General features: G+C 42.8%; 15 protein-coding genes. 8 read left to right on the plus strand and 7 right to left on the minus strand.

Annotated elements, in window-relative coordinates; translation table 11 throughout:
- Positions 1-51: 51 nt before the first annotated feature.
- The gene (locus BCU12_RS14755) at positions 52-2,115 is read right to left on the minus strand and encodes a methyl-accepting chemotaxis protein (RefSeq protein ID WP_102405018.1); all 2,064 of its coding nucleotides are present in this window, start codon (positions 2,113-2,115) and stop codon (positions 52-54) included.
- Positions 2,116-2,209: 94 nt separating this feature from the next.
- Between BCU12_RS14755 and BCU12_RS14760 the strand changes: the two genes are divergently transcribed.
- The gene (locus BCU12_RS14760; RefSeq protein WP_102405019.1) at positions 2,210-2,737 is read left to right on the plus strand and encodes an NlpC/P60 family protein; all 528 of its coding nucleotides are present in this window, start codon (positions 2,210-2,212) and stop codon (positions 2,735-2,737) included.
- Between the two features lie 31 nt (positions 2,738-2,768).
- Here BCU12_RS14760 and BCU12_RS14765 read toward each other — a convergent pair whose 3' ends face one another.
- Positions 2,769-3,113 carry a DUF3802 family protein gene (locus BCU12_RS14765; protein ID WP_102405020.1) on the minus strand — a complete coding sequence of 115 codons (345 nt, stop codon included), beginning with the start codon at positions 3,111-3,113 and terminating at the stop codon, positions 2,769-2,771.
- Positions 3,114-3,529: 416 nt separating this feature from the next.
- Between BCU12_RS14765 and BCU12_RS14770 the strand changes: the two genes are divergently transcribed.
- Both BCU12_RS14770 and BCU12_RS14775 read left to right on the plus strand, forming a co-directional pair.
- Entirely contained in the window at positions 3,530-4,396 is an 867-nt protein-coding gene (locus tag BCU12_RS14770) for a fructosamine kinase family protein (RefSeq protein ID WP_102405021.1), read from the plus strand.
- 231 nt (positions 4,397-4,627) lie between these two features.
- Positions 4,628-6,883, plus strand: coding sequence for a peptidase U32 family protein (locus BCU12_RS14775; RefSeq protein WP_102405022.1), 2,256 nt, complete (start codon positions 4,628-4,630; stop codon positions 6,881-6,883).
- Between the two features lie 104 nt (positions 6,884-6,987).
- On the opposite strand, the gene BCU12_RS14780 is transcribed toward BCU12_RS14775, so the two are convergent.
- The 3 genes from BCU12_RS14780 to BCU12_RS14790 form a co-directional block, all read right to left on the minus strand.
- Positions 6,988-8,223 (minus strand): anthrax toxin-like adenylyl cyclase domain-containing protein, encoded by a 1,236-nt coding sequence (locus tag BCU12_RS14780; protein ID WP_102405023.1) that lies wholly within the window; start codon positions 8,221-8,223, stop codon positions 6,988-6,990.
- A gap of 308 nt (positions 8,224-8,531) precedes the next feature.
- Positions 8,532-9,440 carry a DMT family transporter gene (locus BCU12_RS14785; protein WP_102405024.1) on the minus strand — a complete coding sequence of 303 codons (909 nt, stop codon included), beginning with the start codon at positions 9,438-9,440 and terminating at the stop codon, positions 8,532-8,534.
- Between the two features lie 155 nt (positions 9,441-9,595).
- Positions 9,596-11,407: an ABC transporter ATP-binding protein/permease gene (locus tag BCU12_RS14790; protein WP_102405025.1), complete on the minus strand. Its 1,812-nt coding sequence runs from the start codon at positions 11,405-11,407 to the stop codon at positions 9,596-9,598.
- Positions 11,408-11,794: 387 nt separating this feature from the next.
- On the opposite strand from BCU12_RS14790, the gene BCU12_RS14795 reads away from it, so the two are divergent.
- Complete coding sequence (locus BCU12_RS14795; protein ID WP_102405026.1) at positions 11,795-11,998, plus strand: CPXCG motif-containing cysteine-rich protein; 204 nt, start codon at positions 11,795-11,797, stop codon at positions 11,996-11,998.
- Between the two features lie 117 nt (positions 11,999-12,115).
- Here the strand turns inward: BCU12_RS14795 and BCU12_RS14800 are convergent, their stop codons facing one another.
- Complete coding sequence (locus BCU12_RS14800) at positions 12,116-12,724, minus strand: riboflavin synthase subunit alpha (protein WP_102405027.1); 609 nt, start codon at positions 12,722-12,724, stop codon at positions 12,116-12,118.
- 123 nt (positions 12,725-12,847) lie between these two features.
- Here BCU12_RS14800 and BCU12_RS14805 point away from each other — a divergent pair, with 123 nt between their 5' ends.
- A complete protein-coding gene (locus tag BCU12_RS14805) occupies positions 12,848-14,218 on the plus strand; it encodes an MATE family efflux transporter (protein WP_102405033.1) in 1,371 nt (456 codons plus the stop codon).
- A gap of 102 nt (positions 14,219-14,320) precedes the next feature.
- Here the strand turns inward: BCU12_RS14805 and BCU12_RS14810 are convergent, their stop codons facing one another.
- On the minus strand, positions 14,321-15,163 hold the full coding sequence (locus BCU12_RS14810) for a DNA ligase (RefSeq protein WP_102405028.1): 843 nt from the start codon (positions 15,161-15,163) through the stop codon (positions 14,321-14,323).
- Positions 15,164-15,458: 295 nt separating this feature from the next.
- On the opposite strand from BCU12_RS14810, the gene BCU12_RS14815 reads away from it, so the two are divergent.
- The 3 genes from BCU12_RS14815 to BCU12_RS14825 form a co-directional block, all read left to right on the plus strand.
- Complete coding sequence (locus BCU12_RS14815; RefSeq protein ID WP_102405029.1) at positions 15,459-15,779, plus strand: STAS domain-containing protein; 321 nt, start codon at positions 15,459-15,461, stop codon at positions 15,777-15,779.
- Between the two features lie 56 nt (positions 15,780-15,835).
- Complete coding sequence (locus tag BCU12_RS14820; protein ID WP_102405030.1) at positions 15,836-16,669, plus strand: OmpA family protein; 834 nt, start codon at positions 15,836-15,838, stop codon at positions 16,667-16,669.
- A partial coding sequence (locus BCU12_RS14825; protein WP_198599340.1) for an SLBB domain-containing protein occupies positions 16,662-17,471 on the plus strand: 810 nt, incomplete at its 3' end. The genes BCU12_RS14820 and BCU12_RS14825, both read left to right, overlap by 8 nt.

Here is a 17,471-nt window from a genome sequence, read left to right on the forward strand (position 1 = left end):
GCTTTTAATGCAGATGTATAAGACCGGCAAAATACAGTGGTTAAGATGCCACTAAAGCACGTATTTATGTAGCATAGCTTGTTGGTGACCGGCTATTTCGGCCACTTGCTCAGAGCTTTCAACCATTGAGTTCAATTGGTATTTGGTCTCTTCGCCCTGCAGTGAAATGTTGGAAATGGATTCGCTCACATCACTCGTCGCACGCTCTTGCTCTTCGGTAGCGATGGTGACCTGCTCAACACGCGCTTGAATATCGTTGACTGCACTTTCTATGTCACCAAATGTCGATTTCACTTCTTCACTTGAAGCCAGTGCGGATACCATCTCACGGCGCGATTCTTCAACGGCTTCTCGTGATTTTTGTGCAGCAGCGATCAGTTGATTCATCTTAATTCGAATATTTTCTGTCTGCTGCGAGGTGCCGCTCGCGAGTTGACGAACTTCATCGGCGACGACGGCAAAACCACGGCCTTGCTCCCCTGCTCTTGCCGCTTCTATCGCAGCATTTAATGCCAGTAAATTAGTGTTATCCGCAATGCCCGAAATAAGCTCAACCATCTCTTGTATCTGCTTAACACGATGATCAAGTTCAACCATGGCCGACTCATTGATGTCTAGTGTTTGTTCAAGTTTCTCAAGGCGTTGTCTGTTTTGATCAACGGCTTTTAAGCCTCGGTTCGATTGTTCACTGGCATGACGAGAATCTTTAAAGGATTCACTGGTGATATTTGAAATCTCTTTTATTGACGCTTCAAGCTCCGTCACTGTCGTGACCATGTTGGCGAGAGATTCATTCTGTTTGATAAGGGTCTTACTCGAGCTCTCAGCAGCGTCGTAGCTGATTTCTGCTGTCTGGTATAAGGTTTCACAGTTTCTCGTGACCACTGATATAGATTCTTTCGTGGAATCAATTACCTGGTTTAGCTTACGAGCGACTTCTTGAAATTCAAACGGGCCAACCATTGGCACACTGGAAGATAAATCGTGATCGGCCATCAATGTTAGGTGTTGTTTAACATTTTTCAAACTGCGGTTTAACCACCCGCGGATACCAATCCCAAAACCCACGATGACAAGAGCAATGATAGAACCAATCAAAATGAGTAGATAAAAAGTATTTGAGATTGTGGTGTTCACCGCGTTTTCGCGTTGCTCAATAAGGATCATCGCTGCTTGAGAGTTAGCGTCCAAATTTTCAATCGTTTGATTTGCAAGCATGGTTACCTGCTCGACAAGCGCTGTTTGTTCATGAACAAGCTCTAACCTTTTTAGAACATTGGGTAGAATCCCATTCGCTTCGAAGCCCTCTTTCACCATCTCATAGGACGTAATCAAACTTGCGAATTCAACAATATCTGGGTGCCAGTCTTTAAATTCATCATAAGCAAGGTTGATGCTCGAGAGTCGATATCTTAGCTCTTGATACTCATCCTTTGCTTTTTCCATGTCCTTTTGCATGACTAGGAGTAAGAAAAAGCTTTCAAGCGCACTGGCACTCGAAATAAAGCGATTTGCTGCGTCTGCAGACAAAGGGTTGTCAGTAGATAGAAATGAAGCAATACGATTCATTTCAGGACCAAGAGAACTAAGCCCGTAACGAAACGAAGGAACTTGCTTGTCTATGACAGCTTGTTGTTCAAGTAATCCTCTTTGAGAATTTAAAACTTCGAAAGTTACTGAATTAAGTTGCTGTATTAACGAAGGTAAGCTGACAGCGTCAGATTCCAGCTGATTATCTTTGCTGTCAGTCGAAGGGGTAGTTCCTTCTGTTGTTAAACTGGCAAAACGCTGACTTACCTCGCCTACTAATAGATTGCTTTCTGCGATAAGTTCTTCTATTCCAATTTGATCATGTTGTAACTGTTCTAAAGTCGTCACTTGAGTGGCGTAACTTAACCTTTTTACTTGTTCTAAAATTGTTTGAGTCAAGTTGGCATTATTGATTGCCAACGGCAGCGCTTCGTCTGATAACACACTAAACTCAGAACCGACTCGTTCGACACTTTTAAAACTGGTAAAAGAAAAAAGACTGATTAATAGTAGTATGATGATGAACACGACATTGATCGTTTGCACCAATGATATAGATGGTGATTTGTTTCTTTTATTATTCATGGGGTTGTCTAGCTAGCATAACGACATTGTTAACAGGGATGCTAAGACCTTAGTATGACAAATCAATTTCAACTTTATTTCGTTAGTATTTCAAATGACTAGAATTTATACAGCTTTGCTGTTTTCTTTAATTATCGCGCAAATCACTGGATGCTCTAGCCCATCGACATCCAGTGCCAGTTCATCAACTAGCACAAGTGCCACGGGTTACTCGTCTACGCTCACTCACGACCAAGAAAAGACCAAATCTTCATTCTTATCCGTCTACAACCGATGGGAAGGTGTGCCTTACCGTTTGGGCGGGAACACATTTCAAGGCATTGATTGTTCGGCATTTGTACAAATTGCATACCGTGATGCTTTGAGCGTTGATTTACCTAGAACCACGCAACACCAAAGTAAAGTTGGCGCTTCGGTAAACTACAATGACGCTGAGGTGGGAGATTTAATTTTCTTTAAGACGTCTAGAACGACTCGGCACGTCGGTGTCTATATGGGAAATCGTCAATTTCTACATGCATCAACGTCAAAAGGAGTGATAATTTCTCGGGTAGATAACCCCTATTGGGCTTCAAAATTTTGGCATTTTAGACGAGTAGCGCACTCGCCTAAAATTAACTGAGAATAAATCGAGGGTATAAAAAGGTAAGAAATTAATCGTAAGTGGCAACAGCGACATCGAAGAGGTTTTTTACGAGTGCTATGTATTCGTCTAAGAAAGTGATTTGTTCGTTGGTCGCAGGTTTTGCCCATACACCGGCAAGTACTTCACCTAAATCTTCTACGACTGAATCAGCTTCTTTAAGCAGCTGAAATCGAACACTAGAATGCAACTCTGGGTTTTGATCAAAAATAGCCATAATGTTGCTCGCTACCATATCGGTTGCGACATCTTCAACACTCTCTGCTCCAGTATCCCCATCTCTAGCGGTGAATACATCCAGATTGAATGCCAAATGTTCTATTAAAGCTAAGTATCCATCGGTTTCTACAACCACACTAAAATCTCCGAGTTGCTATGTACATTGAGAATAAACTCTCCCCTAATATTAAGACAACTATACAAGTTTTAACAACCTGATTATAGCGATGAGCGCACCTAAACGTGAACTAATGACAAAGCTAACCATTACAGAGGAATTCGAATCGAAAACAAATACTAATCAAATTCTTCTTTAAATGTTTTATATCAAAAGTAATTAGAGTGATGACAGTGCCATAAATCAGGAATATCTAGCCGTATTCCTCTATTTTGGGGCTACGCTTTATGAGCGTCATTGTTTAACCTCACACTTCATTACTTTTACAGTAAAATGTCGTGTTTTTGTCCTATTTCTTGAAAACCAAGCCAGAAAAGCCAACTTTATTGTCCTAAACTGTCTATAAATAAGTACTTATCTCAAGGATTTTTACTATGTGGCAAGCGTTAACAGAACAACTGTCTGACACTCTTATGTTTAACTTCACTATTGTCGAACGCACAAAAGTGAAAGGTGGAGACATTAGTGAGTGCTATATGATTACTGATGGTGAACAGCGCTACTTTGTAAAAACCAACGAGCGTAGTTTCATCAATAAGTACTTAATTGAATCTGACAACATTAAATCACTGCGCGCGACCTCTACAGTATACATTCCCGAGCTTATCTTAACCGGAACGAGTAAAGATCATTCTTTTATTGTGCTTAACTATTTGTCAACTAAGCCACTTGATGACGACAAGAACAGCTACAAATTCGGCACTCAACTCGCAGAGCTTCATTTATGGGGCGAGCAGAAAGAGTTTGGCTATGACCGAGACAATTATATTGGTTCAACATTGCAACCAAATAAGTGGGACAGAAAGTGGCATCGATTTTTCGCAGAGCAGAGAATAGGATGGCAGTTACAGCTTTGCAGAGAAAAAGGGATTGAACTGGTTAATATTGCTGAATTTACTGAAACAGTGAAGAATCTTCTATCAAATCACAAACCGCGCCCTTCACTGCTTCATGGCGATTTATGGCATGGAAATGTTGCTAACTCAGCCTTTGGGCCTATTTGTTATGACCCCGCTTGTTACTGGGGAGACAGAGAATGCGATATTGCGATGACGGAATTGTTTGGTGGTTTTCAACCAGAATTCTATCAGGGTTATGAGAGTGTTCTTCCTCTTGATTTTGGATACTCTGAACGCAAAGACATCTACAATCTCTACCACCTGTTGAACCATTACAATCAGTTTGGTGGCCATTACTTAGATGAAGCAGAAACGCTCATCAAAAATATCCTCAGTTACTGATCAGCAAATATTAATAAGCCAATATTCATCGACAGTGTTGACCAAAAAACAGCAATCATCTGATTGCTGTTTTTCTTTTCGAATATACTTGTTTAGATTTGAAGCAAAATGCTGACGGAACTTGCGAAATGACTCAGGTCAATAAAACCTAGAGTAGTGGTAATAAAACTGTGATCTCGTTAGAATACGCGCTCAAAAAATTATAACACTAGAACAATGAGCGATTTCAAAATGAGCAGAAAAATTGAACTCCTGGCACCAGGTGGCGATGTAGAAGCTATCAAAGCAGCTATAGTGGCTGGAGCGAACGCGGTCTATTGCGGCCTTGACACATTCAATGCTCGTAATCGAGCGTCTAACCTCTCAATGGATGAGTTAAACGGTGTTATTCGCCTCGCTCATGAATACGGTTGTGAAGTTTTCCTAACGCTCAATATCGTTCTTCTAGAACATGAAATTAAGAGCATCAGCAAGTTACTCAACCAACTGGTTAATACCAAGGTTGATGGCATCATAGTGCAAGATCTCGGTCTCTTTGACCTGGTGAAAAAACATTTCCCAACGCTCGATGTTCACGCATCAACTCAATTGACCACGCACAATGAAGGTCAAATTAAGTTCCTTTCAAAAATTGGCGCGACACGCGTTAACTTATCTCGTGAACTGAATTTGCCAGAAATCAAAATGCTTACGCAAGTGGCTCATGATCATGATGTTCTTACTGAAGTATTTGTGCACGGCGCACTCTGTATTGCGTTCTCTGGTCAATGTTACTCAAGCTCAGTTAGCGTCGGTAATTCTGGTAACCGCGGCCGTTGTAGCCAAGCGTGTCGAGATGAATACGAGATTACCGATGCGGGTAACAAATACCCACTTAACCTAAAAGATAACTCTGCCTACTATGATCTTCCAGAGCTGGTCGACGCACAAGTTGACTCTCTAAAAGTAGAAGGTCGTATTAAGGGCGCGCACTATGTGTACACCGTTGTTGATACATGGCGCAAACAGATCGATAGTTTTGTAGAGAGTGGATTATTGATTGAAGACGACTCTAATCTACATAAAGTATTCAACCGCGACTTTACCAACTCTTTCCTTAAAGGAAACCTAACGAAAGATATGTTTATCGACAACCCGCGTGATAACAGTGTTAACTACGCGATCGATAAAGCTAAATCAGAAAATGAAGCCATATCGGTTGTGCAAATTCAGGAAGTAACAAGCGATCTCTACACTTCTAAGAATGAAATTGGCGATGAGATGCGCAAAAAGATCGAATTCTTAGATATCAGCAAAACAGCCGTCACACTTTCATTTATTGCAAAGTTAGGCCAACCATTTGTCGTTAAAGTAAGCTCGGATAAAGAGACGTTTTCTGTACAATCTGAGTCGCTGCTTTCTGCTGCAGGCGAAAAAGCGATCGATGAAGAGATGTTGAAGAAACGCTTTAAAACCATCAAAAGTGCGGTCCACCGCCTTGAAGGACACGCGTTTGATCAACTAGACGAAGGTTTGGCAATTCCTCTGCGTGAGGTTTCTGCTTTAAAAGACGAAATTGAGTTTCTTCTAAATGGAAAAGTTGATGTGGTTAAGCATGTCGATGTTCCAGCGTTGGTTCAGCATCCAAAAGTCAATGAAACGCCAACTTTATCTATGCTCATCGCCGATGTAGAAGACTTGCACCTATGTGACGTTACCGATGCCGACATTTACTTCAAGTTGCCAGAAAGTTTCAAGAAGCGTTGCAACAAGTACATTGATATTCTCAGTGAGAACCCGCGCTTAATTCCGTGGTTCCCTGCGGTATTGATTGGTAAAGATTACGACGAAGCGGTGCGTGTTCTTGAAACTGTGAAGCCTGCTCGAATTGTGACTAACAACACAGGTATTGCGTACAAAGCGTATGAAATGGGTATTGAGTGGGTTGCTGGTCCGTTTATGAACACCACAAACTCGCACGCGCTTATCACTTTGAAAGAAGAGTTAGATTGTGCTGGTGCGTTCATTTCAAACGAAATTAATAAAGGTCAAATTCGTCATATTCGCAGACCAGAAAACTTCAAGCTTTTCTACAGCATCTATCATCCAATTTTAATGATGACTAGCCGTCAATGTTTCTTCCAAAGAACTGTCGGTTGTAATAAGCCGTCGATTGAAGCCGGTTGCATGCTTAAATGTGAGAAGGCGACCACGATCACCAACGTAAAAGGCATCTCTTTTGCCGTTGATAAGCAAAAAGGTGGCTACCCAAGTATCTACAACCATGAACAGTTCTTAAACCAAGATGCGGTTCATGACTTCTCTGATTTGTTTGATGAGTTCTTTATCGATCTGACCAACATTGGCGCTGGTTCTAAAGAGGTTCAAGACAAAGTTGAATTGATCCGATACTTTGAGGGACTGATTAGTGGAATGGAAGAGGCTGGAGAGAACTTAAATCGATTAGTCGAAGTTCGAACAAATGCTCAGTATATCCAAGGCCTCTAAAGTTAGAGAGCGATAACTCTGACCGCATCCTAATAGAAAAGCCGACTTATTCTGTCGGTTTTTTACGATTGTTAGTCGCATTTTAGGTTGTTTTAGAGTTTCTCTTACAAGCCTGGGTAATGTCTATGTTCTGCCAATGGAAATTTATTAGCTAGGTTCCCCCTTTGCCGCCAGTCTCTGGCAATCCGATCCCTATCTACACCAAGTTTGAAGTTCCAAATAGGGTTAAACAAAGGCCTATAGCCTTCTAGTATTAGATTGAAACGCAATTCCCTTACATCCTCGATGGTCTCGAGTATTAAGACCAAACCGCTTGGCGCAAATACGACTGCATCACAATCTATTTCATCAACCATTGGGCGGCCTGCTTCATCGCTGTGGTGTACCATCCACCCGCCGTTCCCATTACGGCCAAATCGCGCATTTAATCGAACGGCAATCTCTTCTATTAGTAGTGATACGTTCCCTAAGTGACGATCCTCTCTCTGTTCAAATTCTTGATACGTACGTATATAGCTATCACTTCCAGGGACATGACGTGCATGAAAACTTGGCCTTAACTCCCCATTACGGTGAAGTACAGACATAACCGACCTTTCCTCCCCCCCTGTAAGAGGAGATTGGTTAGGAGGAAACACTCCCCACAAATCATAATCTCCAGTCTGAGCCGCTTTGAAATTCACTGGTGCCCCTGCAGAATTGCCTTCAGGGTTTGATAGTGCACAGACTTGATGAAAAGTTTCGCCACTTCGAGTCGTCACTAAGTGTCGCCGTGCTGGACTGCAGTTTAATAAAAAAGGGCTGTTGTCTTTGTAACAAACCGCCCAACTCGACGCATTTGGGTGCCCTACCGGATTGATTAATTCACTGGCTCGAACAAGAATGAACTGATAAAGACCACCATGAGTGCCAGCTTCGATATTGAAGTAATTTAGACCAGTTCCTAATCGACTTTCGATATAGACTTTATTGAAACCTACCAGACGCTTTAAGTTGTTACGCCGTTGTTCTGAGATAAATAAAGGGATGACTCGAGCACCACAATGTATTGCGTCTTCAATTTTCTTGTATTGCCAAACTAATGCTTCGTTTCCTAAGCCTTTTTTTCCTAATGATGGATCGGCTAAAACGAAGCCTGCCATCGGCCCCCAATCACAGGATTTTGCCTTAACGTGATACCCTTTTGATGCGTAGCCTTCTCTAATAAGTTCTGTCGCATATACGCCAACTGAACGGGTCGCAATTACTGTATTAGTGTCTCGCGCAACAGTTTGAAAAGCGGTGCAATGTTCAATGGGTATACCCATATCTTGTTCGACTAAACCTAGACCATACTTCACCTTAACTTACTCCTTTATTTAGCTGACGCTAGTATAGGAGCATAAGACTTATACGAGTTTTAAGAATGAGATTGGTCTATTTATTTACCATTGAGGCGGTGATGATAACGAAACACCCTGCATTCTAGGTAATGGTTACAGGCTATAGCCGTAGAAAATTGATGACTGGTCACCAAAAAGCTGCCTAAGTGGCTCTAATAATAAGTACATGAGTTTAATTGAACGCCAATCTATCTAAGCGTCCAATTCAACCTAATGCCGTACTATTCTAACGCCTCTCCAGAAGAGTGGATTCTTAGCAAGCGTAATTAGCTATTAGCTTTTTTAAACTTAGTGTTCGTTCGTGATCCACCAAAGACATTAATCAATGCGCCCAAGATGATCAGACTACCCCCAAGTAGCGTCCAAGCTGATGGTACCTCACTAAAGATCAACCAACCTAGAATGATTGAAAAAACGACTTGAACATACGAATAAGCCGTTGCTTTGCTTGCCACTTCCACGCGCATGGCTTTCGTCAATCCAACCTGCCCTATTTGAGTGAAAATACCCACAAAGATGAGCAGTATGAAAGCTTCAAAATTAGGGACGACAAATTCGTCACCAAGCAGAATCAGTGATAGTGGAAGCGCAATTAAAGGGAAGTAGAAAATAATGACAGAACTGTCTTCTGTCGTGCTTAGCTTTTTGACTATAACGTAGGCAATAGCACTGCCCATTGCGCCGAATAACGCCGCAGTAACGCTGATTAATGGAAGTTCTGTGCCGCTTCCAATAAGACTGCCTGGGCTTACTATCATCATTAATCCGCTTAAACAAAAAACGATGCAAATAATCGTAGATATCTGAACCCTTTCCTTTAGAAACAGCAGCGCTAAAACGGCAGTAAATACTGGGTGTAGATACTGAAGAATCGTCGCTTCCGCTAACGGCAGTGTTGCAATGGCAAAGTAAACACAAATGAGAGCCAGTGAACCCACTGCGCCTCGAGCGAACAACAGTTTTTTATTTTCACCCCAAATAGATATGCGTTTACGTTTCACATCGACATAGCTAATCAGCAAAGAAATAAGGGCTCTGGCGGCGACGATTTCAAAAATTGGAATGCCATGATGGCTAACCAGTTTTACACAGCTCGACATAAGAGAAAAAGCTAAGGCAGAGATCAACATGTATCTCAGCCCTAGAGGAATGGCGTTTACAACGTTTGAAAGCATAAGTAATGACGAATGAGGTAAATAGAAGTGCGAATCCTAGTCAACAACGTCCTCAAAAGAAAGCAATATTAAGTCAACGCACTGTGATGCTTGAACCAAGTTCATTAACAATGGCTTAAGCTGTCTTGTGTTATTGGTAAGGGCATCGATTGGGATTACCGATTAAGGTGTTTGAATTGCAGCTCGACTAATCGCTGGTACAACTCGCAACTCTCAAGTAACGAATAGTGGTCACCCACATCCACGAGCTTACCTTGGTCCATCACCGCAATATTGTCGGCGTGCTTAATCGTCGACAGCCTATGGGCAATAATGATCGTTGTTCTGCCTTTCATCAACTCATCGAGCGCCAATTGTACATGATGCTCGCTTTCACTATCGAGTGCGCTCGTTGCTTCATCAAGCAGCAAGATTTTTGGATCTTTAAGAATCGCTCTGGCTATCGCGATACGTTGACGTTGCCCACCAGACAAACGAACCCCACGTTCACCAAGAAAACTCTTATACCCTTTTGGTAGTTTCGTTATAAATTCATGAGCGTGGGCTTTCTTTGCCGCCTCGATAACCTGTTCGTCAGTGGCATCAGGGTTTCCATACCGAATATTGTGGAAGACATCGTGACTGAACAAAGCGGGTTGCTGCGGCACGAGCGCCATCTGGTTACGTAGATCTTTTGGGTCTAGATGTCGAATGTCCACGCCGCCTAAAGTGACGGTACCAATCTGCGGGTCGTAAAATCGTTGTAGTAGTTCGAATAACGTTGTTTTACCGGCACCTGAAGGCCCGACTAGCGCCAAAACTTTACCTTCAGACGCAACGAGATTTAACGCTTGTGTCGCGGGTTGATCTGGTCTTGATGGATAATGGAATGTGACGTCTTTGAAGGACACTTCTGCATTACTTTCATGAGCTGAAACAACAGTACCACTTGGCGCAACGATATGGCTTTCCACTTTTAAGATCTCTACCAGTCGTTCTGTTGCACCTGCCGCACGTTGAAGTTCGCCAAGCACTTCTGAAATGGTGCCAAGAGAAGACGCGACCATAATGGCATAGAAAACAAATGCACCTAAATCACCGGCTGACATGGTACCGTTTATGACGTCACTGCCACCAACCCAAAGCATGCCTGAAATCGCACTGAATACGATGACTATCACGCCAGAAATGAGTATCGCACGTTGCTTAACACGCTGACGACCAATCTCGTAGGCTTTCTCAACCTCAAGCGCAAACGATGCTTTTTCTTGTGCCTCAAAACTATAACTTTGTACCGTTTTGATGTGCTCAACCGCTTCGCCAGCATAACTACCAACATCCGCCATTGAGTCTTGGCTTTTGCGTGAAAGTGCGCGGACTCTTCGGCCATAAACTAAAATGGGCACCAGAATAAATGGGACTGATGCCAATACGATCAGGGTCAGCTTAACATTGGTCGCAAACAACATAATTGTGGCACCCAAACACATCAGTGCGCTTCTCATGGCCATTGAGAAAGAAGATCCAATGATGCTTTGGAGTAAAGTGGTGTCCGTAGTGATACGCGACATTATGTCGCCGCTGCCATTGGTTTCAAAGTAACTAGGGTGCAGAGTAACGACATGGTTGAACACAGAGAGGCGAATATCGGCACTGACTCGTTCGCCTACTGAAGAAACAAGATAAAATCGGAAAAACGTACCAATGGAAATGAGCACCGTCACTAATAGGATAAACTGAATAGCACTCCCCAGTTCTTCTAACGAACGTTGGCTGAAGCCATCATCGATGAGTATACGAACACCCTGCCCGACAGACAAAGTTAATGATGCCGTAAATACAAGCGCAACCAATGCTGCGATGACTCTTCCTTTATAAGGTCGAATAAAGGCGATTAGCTCAATCAAAATACCTAAACTCTTTCGATTGGTACTTTTACTGTTATTTTTTCTTACTGTTTTTTGAACCGATTCAGGTTTAGGTTTCATGACAGGCCTTTATTACTTGTTCTTATTTATCCACGCGAACTTTCACTGTTTTTCGTACCATTTTTGACGGTATTGAAATACCAGCAAGCGCTCACTGTTATAAATTTCTTACAATCTGAAAGACAATCTCACAGATTTAGAATTATTGGAATGGATTACGGATGGTTATTGAATTTATTGCGTTACGACTTAAACCCACAATTAGAAATAGTGTTAAATCTTTTCTGAATAACTCATTTTTCATTTACAAAACAATAGGAAATATTCTCAACACCCTTACGCTAATATGTGGTTTAAGAGCTAGTTCAAACTTTCCACTTAATTCACGACCATTACTAACTTGGATGATTAAGATTACTTTGTTGTAAAGAAGCAAGGGAGTACGCAATGATAAGCTATACAGAGAAAAAAGTTCAATGTCCGCACTGTGAACATACGATTGGCTTAACTCTCGATGCCTCAAATGGTAGTCAAGAGTTTCACGATGAATGTCCCCATTGTTATCGTGCGATCCGTTTAAATATGCTTATTGATCACAATCTTCAACACGTTGATTTAACCGCCAGTATTGAAGACGAGCCATTTAGCTAAAAAACTGTTTCAGCAGATCATGTTTGCTGCAACAACTTACCGTCATTCGACTTAATTCCAAATACCAAAAAACGGAAGCCCCTTAACAGTGCTTCCGTTTCTTTTACTCTTTAAACGCTAATTCTTTTTCGCTAACACTCTTTCAACGGTATTCACTATCGCCTGTGTTTGCGGATCAAACTCGACATTAATGTGGTCACCCACTTTGCGTTCACCAAAAAGAGTCCTCGTTAATGTCTCAGGAATGAGGTGAACATTGAATCTATCGTCTTCAACTTCGCCTATAGTTAGCGAACAACCGTCTAATCCAATGTAGCCTTTCTCTAATACGTATTTCATCGCTTCAGCGTCGATTTTGAACCAAATCGTTCGATTGTTTGGTGTATTTATCACCTCGTCAATTTCAGCCGTTAAAGAGATATGGCCAGACATAGAATGGCCACCTATCTCATCACCAAAGCGTGCGGCACGCTCCACGTTGACACTATCGCCTACTTTCACATTGCCAAGGTTTGTCAGCTTTAACGTCGCCTGCATCAAATCGAACGTCACTTGATCTTGTTGAATGTGCGTAACCGTTAAGCAACAGCCGTTATGAGCGACAGAAGCACCAATAGTTAGCCCTTTTCGAAGCTCTTTGGGCAACGACAGCGTGTGAGTTTGGAACTGCTCTTTTTGGACGATTGAAATAACTTGAGCCGTACCTTGTACGATACCTGTAAACATATTTGGGGATTCCATAATTTTCTATGGAGCTTAGTGTGACATTTCTTTATCATGCCCGACAACACCAAGATTCATAATTCTCTATCGGTGGACTCTTTTTATTCCTATTCTCTCGGAGTCTCTGTGCATCGTTATAAACAAGAAACATCTAACCTCATTAAACTAGCAACACCTGTTCTTATTGCTTCGGTTGCACAAACGGGCATGGGATTTGTTGATACTGTAATGGCCGGCGGGGTCAGTGCTAGTGACATGGCGGCCGTCTCTATCGCAGCGAGTATCTGGCTGCCTTCTATTCTCTTCGGTGTTGGTCTACTGATGGCACTCGTGCCTGTTGTTGCTCAGCTCAATGGCGCCGGGAAACAATCAAAGATTCCATTTCAGATTCATCAAGGCATTAGTATGGCTTTGATCATCTCTATACCGATTATCTTCGTGCTGATGCAAACGCACCGTATTCTCGACCTTATGGAAGTTGATGCGCTGATGGCTGAGAAAACAAATGGGTACATGTTTGCTGTTGTTTTTGCGGTTCCTGCCTTCTTGCTTTTCCAAGCGCTTCGTAGCTATACCGATGGTATGGCACTGACAAAGCCGGCGATGGTGATCGGTTTTATCGGCTTACTTGCCAATATTCCGTTGAACTGGATGTTTGTATACGGCAAGTTAGGAGCACCAGCACTTGGTGGCGTTGGCTGTGGCGTGGCGACGTCCATTGTTTATTGGTTGATGTTTGCCCTTCTAATATTTTACGTCATAACCTCAAAACGCTTGGCACACATAGAGTTGTTCCAGACGTTTCACTGGCCTGAACGTAAAGCGCTTACTCGATTAATGAAGCTAGGTTTTCCTGTCGCTGCCGCAATGTTTTTCGAAGTGACGCTATTTGCGGTTGTGGCACTGCTCGTGGCTCCACTAGGGCCACTCGTAGTGGCAGCACATCAGGTCGCCATAAACTTTTCATCGCTCGTCTTCATGTTGCCCATGAGTATCGGTGCCGCCGTGAGTATCCGCATTGGGCAAAAGCTCGGAGAAGAGAACACAGAAGGTGCCATGATAGCGTCGCATGTTGGTCTTATTGTCGGGCTCGCCCTTGCTGCATTTACTGCAATACTGACTTTAGTGTTCAGAGAGAACATTGCCTATCTCTATACTGACAACAGAGCCGTAATAGACTTAGCCATGCAGTTGCTACTTTTTGCTGCGGTCTATCAGTGCGCCGATACCATTCAAGTGGTTGCGGCTGGCGCACTTCGCGGATACAAAGATATGGCGGCTATTTTCAATCGAACCTTCATCGCTTACTGGGTATTAGGTCTACCGAGTGGCTATATTTTGGGAATGACAGATTGGATTGTTGAACCTATGGGCGCTCATGGCTTTTGGATTGGTTTCATTATTGGTCTTTCAGCAGGCGCATTGATGCTAGGAATTCGTTTGAGGTGGATGCACAAGCAAGAGGAAGAAGTGCAATTGGCGTTTGGAGCCAAATAGATAGGCTTCGTTTCGAGTCAATTTGGGCTCATGCGAAGCGTCCCTTCATCAACGTTTAAAGCTCAGGATGTAAATACCTGAGCTTTTTTAATTTGAGGTGAACTAATAGACCGTCCGCTCCCTTAAGAATCGCGCAAATTTCGGCACACCATTGTGGGTCACCCCGTTGTAGCGAAAAGTCACGGTTGAACCAATCTTGGGCGGGTTTCGTCTTTGGCTATCGTTGAAGCCACTTCCAATAAAAAACTCTATGCCTGATTCTAATCTGACCTTCAGTGAGCCCATCAAACCTTTAAACTTACCATTGCCAAGCTTGTACCCAATAACGACGGCTTCAGTATCCTCATGCTTTTTCAGTTTCAGCATGTCATTGCTTCGCCCTGCTTGATATCGGCTTGAGATCTTTCGTAGCATTATTCCCTCGCCTTTATTGTCATTGACATTATTGAGATGGCTAAACAACTCCCCTTCTGATTCTATTGGCGTATGGACGACGTATTTGATGTGACTTGCTTGCTGAGTCTGCACCCAGTGAATCAAATTGTAATAACGTTTTTGGTAATCTCCGGCACTCTCCGGCATATCAAATAGCATGAAGGTTATTTGTTTCCACGCCCTATCATACGGTGTTTCGTCCATCACGGTTTGCTGAACGATATGAAAGTTACCTCGTCCAGCCCAAAGTTCACCTTCCATAGGATGGGATGGTAACGGCTCAGTGAACCATTGAGGGGCATAGATGGGATGACCATTTCTAGTGACTAATTGCTCCCCTGTCCATATCGCACGGATACCATCTAGCTTCTCACTCTTCCAGTACTCACTAATGTCAATGCCCGACTTGTAGCTGTGTGCATTCATAACGCCAATATCTTGTTCATAGGCAGAATAAGCAGGCGCACTGAACGCAATCAGGATACTGACTGAAATTACCGATAAATTCACAACACTTCCTTTTGCTGAATTTCACCTCACACACCATTCAACCAGAGAATCCAGAACTTAACTTCAATAACATAGATCAATGCGATCGGTTTCGTATTGTTTCTTCCTTTTAAACGGATAAGTTTCAGCACAACGGAACAAAACTCTCATCGTTAAAGTGATTCTCAAATTGAGAAATACGCTTTGTCAATTTGATAGTACGTATAGGATTGCGTTTAAAGTATTGAATTTTAATGAATTAAATTATGGCACAGATAGTGCTCTATTAGATTCATACCAAACAGGAGATAACATTATGGAATTACGTACTGTAGAAGCAAACGACACTATTCTTACCCTTGAGATTGTAGGTAACCTCGACGCAGAAGGAAGTCGTGATGCGCAGCCACAAATTGACGCGGTTATAACAGATGAAACGCACAATGAAATCGAGTTAGATTTTAGCCGCGTTGATTTCCTAGATTCTTCGGGTGTTGGCGCCTTGGTTTACATGTACAAAAGATTGGTTGAGCGTGAAAGAAATATGCGTATTGAAAACGTTCGTGGACAGCCTCTTGAGATAATCAATCTATTGCGTATTGGTCAAGCGATACCAGTAAACTCAAATACTCACTAAACCTTACTATAATCATTCATATAACTATAAAATTTCTAGAATGAAGGACGTTGGCGATGAAAGGATTCCTTATACACATAGCGATAGTTGCAACCGTCGTGATCAATACGGGTTGCTCTAGTTATCCGGAAGAGGGTCGCGGTGGACTTGCAGAAAACTATGCTGCATCCGATTTCTCTCCGGTCATGCCTGATGAACCTTTAGGTCCTGAACACGGCTTAAGGTTCGACTGGCAACTGGCTAAGCTTCAGCTAGATTCTTTAGTACAACAGGGGGCGAAGTGGTGCTTTCCAGCCGCAGTTGTCCAAGCCATTGAAAAACAAAATCGTATTGCTCGAGAATTAGAAGGTGGGCTTCTACTTGATGCCGCCAACGACTTGGTTATTCAACGTAAACGCCTCAATGAACTTGAATTGCAACTTGACTACGTCACATCGCAAACACGTTGCGTCCCACCTAAAAATCAATATCAGTTAAATCAACAATTGGCGGTCGTTGATCAGCTCTACGAAATACTTAACGTCGATAATCAATTCGCTCTTGATTCGACTGAAATTAACCCTAAATACATGGGCCACCTAGCGAAAGCGGCGAATCTCCTTGTTGAACACAAGACGTTAAAGCTCTCTGTCACAGGGCATGCTGACGCAAGGGGTGATAACCAATACAACCAGAAATTAGCAATGGGTCGTGCAAAGCAAGTGAAACGTTATTTGACCATATTTGGTTTGAGCCCCAACCGAATCACGACTCATTCCTTGGGGGCTGAACTTCCTCTCTTCGAAGGCGATTCCCCGGGCGTTCTGTTAACGAACAGACGTGTAAGCGTTGAGATTATCTCAACACAAGATCATGATGTGACGGCGTCACAAGGAGGTTTGTATGAATAAGCCAATCAAAAATGCATTGATGCTTCTAGCCTTAGTAATCAACCTTCTTTCTTTTTCATCCATTGCAGCAGAAGAGCAAGAAACCGTTCAAGTCGGTGATCTCATACAGGTTAACCTGCCAGGTGAAGAAACATTAAATCGAGGTTTTCAAGTCGACAAAAGAGGACGAATTTCTCTGCCTGAAGTGGGTGCTATTTTTGTCGCGGGTTACGATGAAGATCAACTAGAAAAAAACGTGTTAGCTGCACTGAAATCGGTATTTCGCGACCTGTCTAATGCGTCAGTCTACATCGCTGAGCAACAAATTCTCATCTCTGTTCAAGGCTACGTGAATTCACCTGGTGAATACACATTGCCAAAAAGTGCAGACATTCAAATGGCCCTTTATGCGGCTGGCGGATTACGTTCTGGCGCTCAGCTCAATAACATGCTGTTGAAACGTGGCAAAGAGAAACAAGCCTTTAACTACAAAGCTTTTCTTGACTCAGGCGATGAAACAAAACTTCCTGCCCTCGCCTCACTCGATACCTTATTTGTCCCGGCCTCACCTCTCGTTGGAAACATCGAACAAACCTTTGATCCAGCAAAGCTTGCTAACTCTGGCGACAGTGCGGATAGCCGAAACGCAATCAAGGTCTTTGGTGAGGTCAATGCACCGGGTTCATTTTCCTTTAAAGAAGGAACCGATCTGGTTGATGTGATCATGCGTTCTGGCGGCGTGACACGTTATGCAGGTGTTGAGCAAATCCGAATCATCACAAATAACACACCAGAAATATTCAACCTTAAACGTTACCTAGAC

This window comes from Vibrio sp. 10N.261.55.A7 (genome assembly GCF_002877365.1).
In the GTDB taxonomy this organism is placed as follows: domain Bacteria; phylum Pseudomonadota; class Gammaproteobacteria; order Enterobacterales; family Vibrionaceae; genus Vibrio.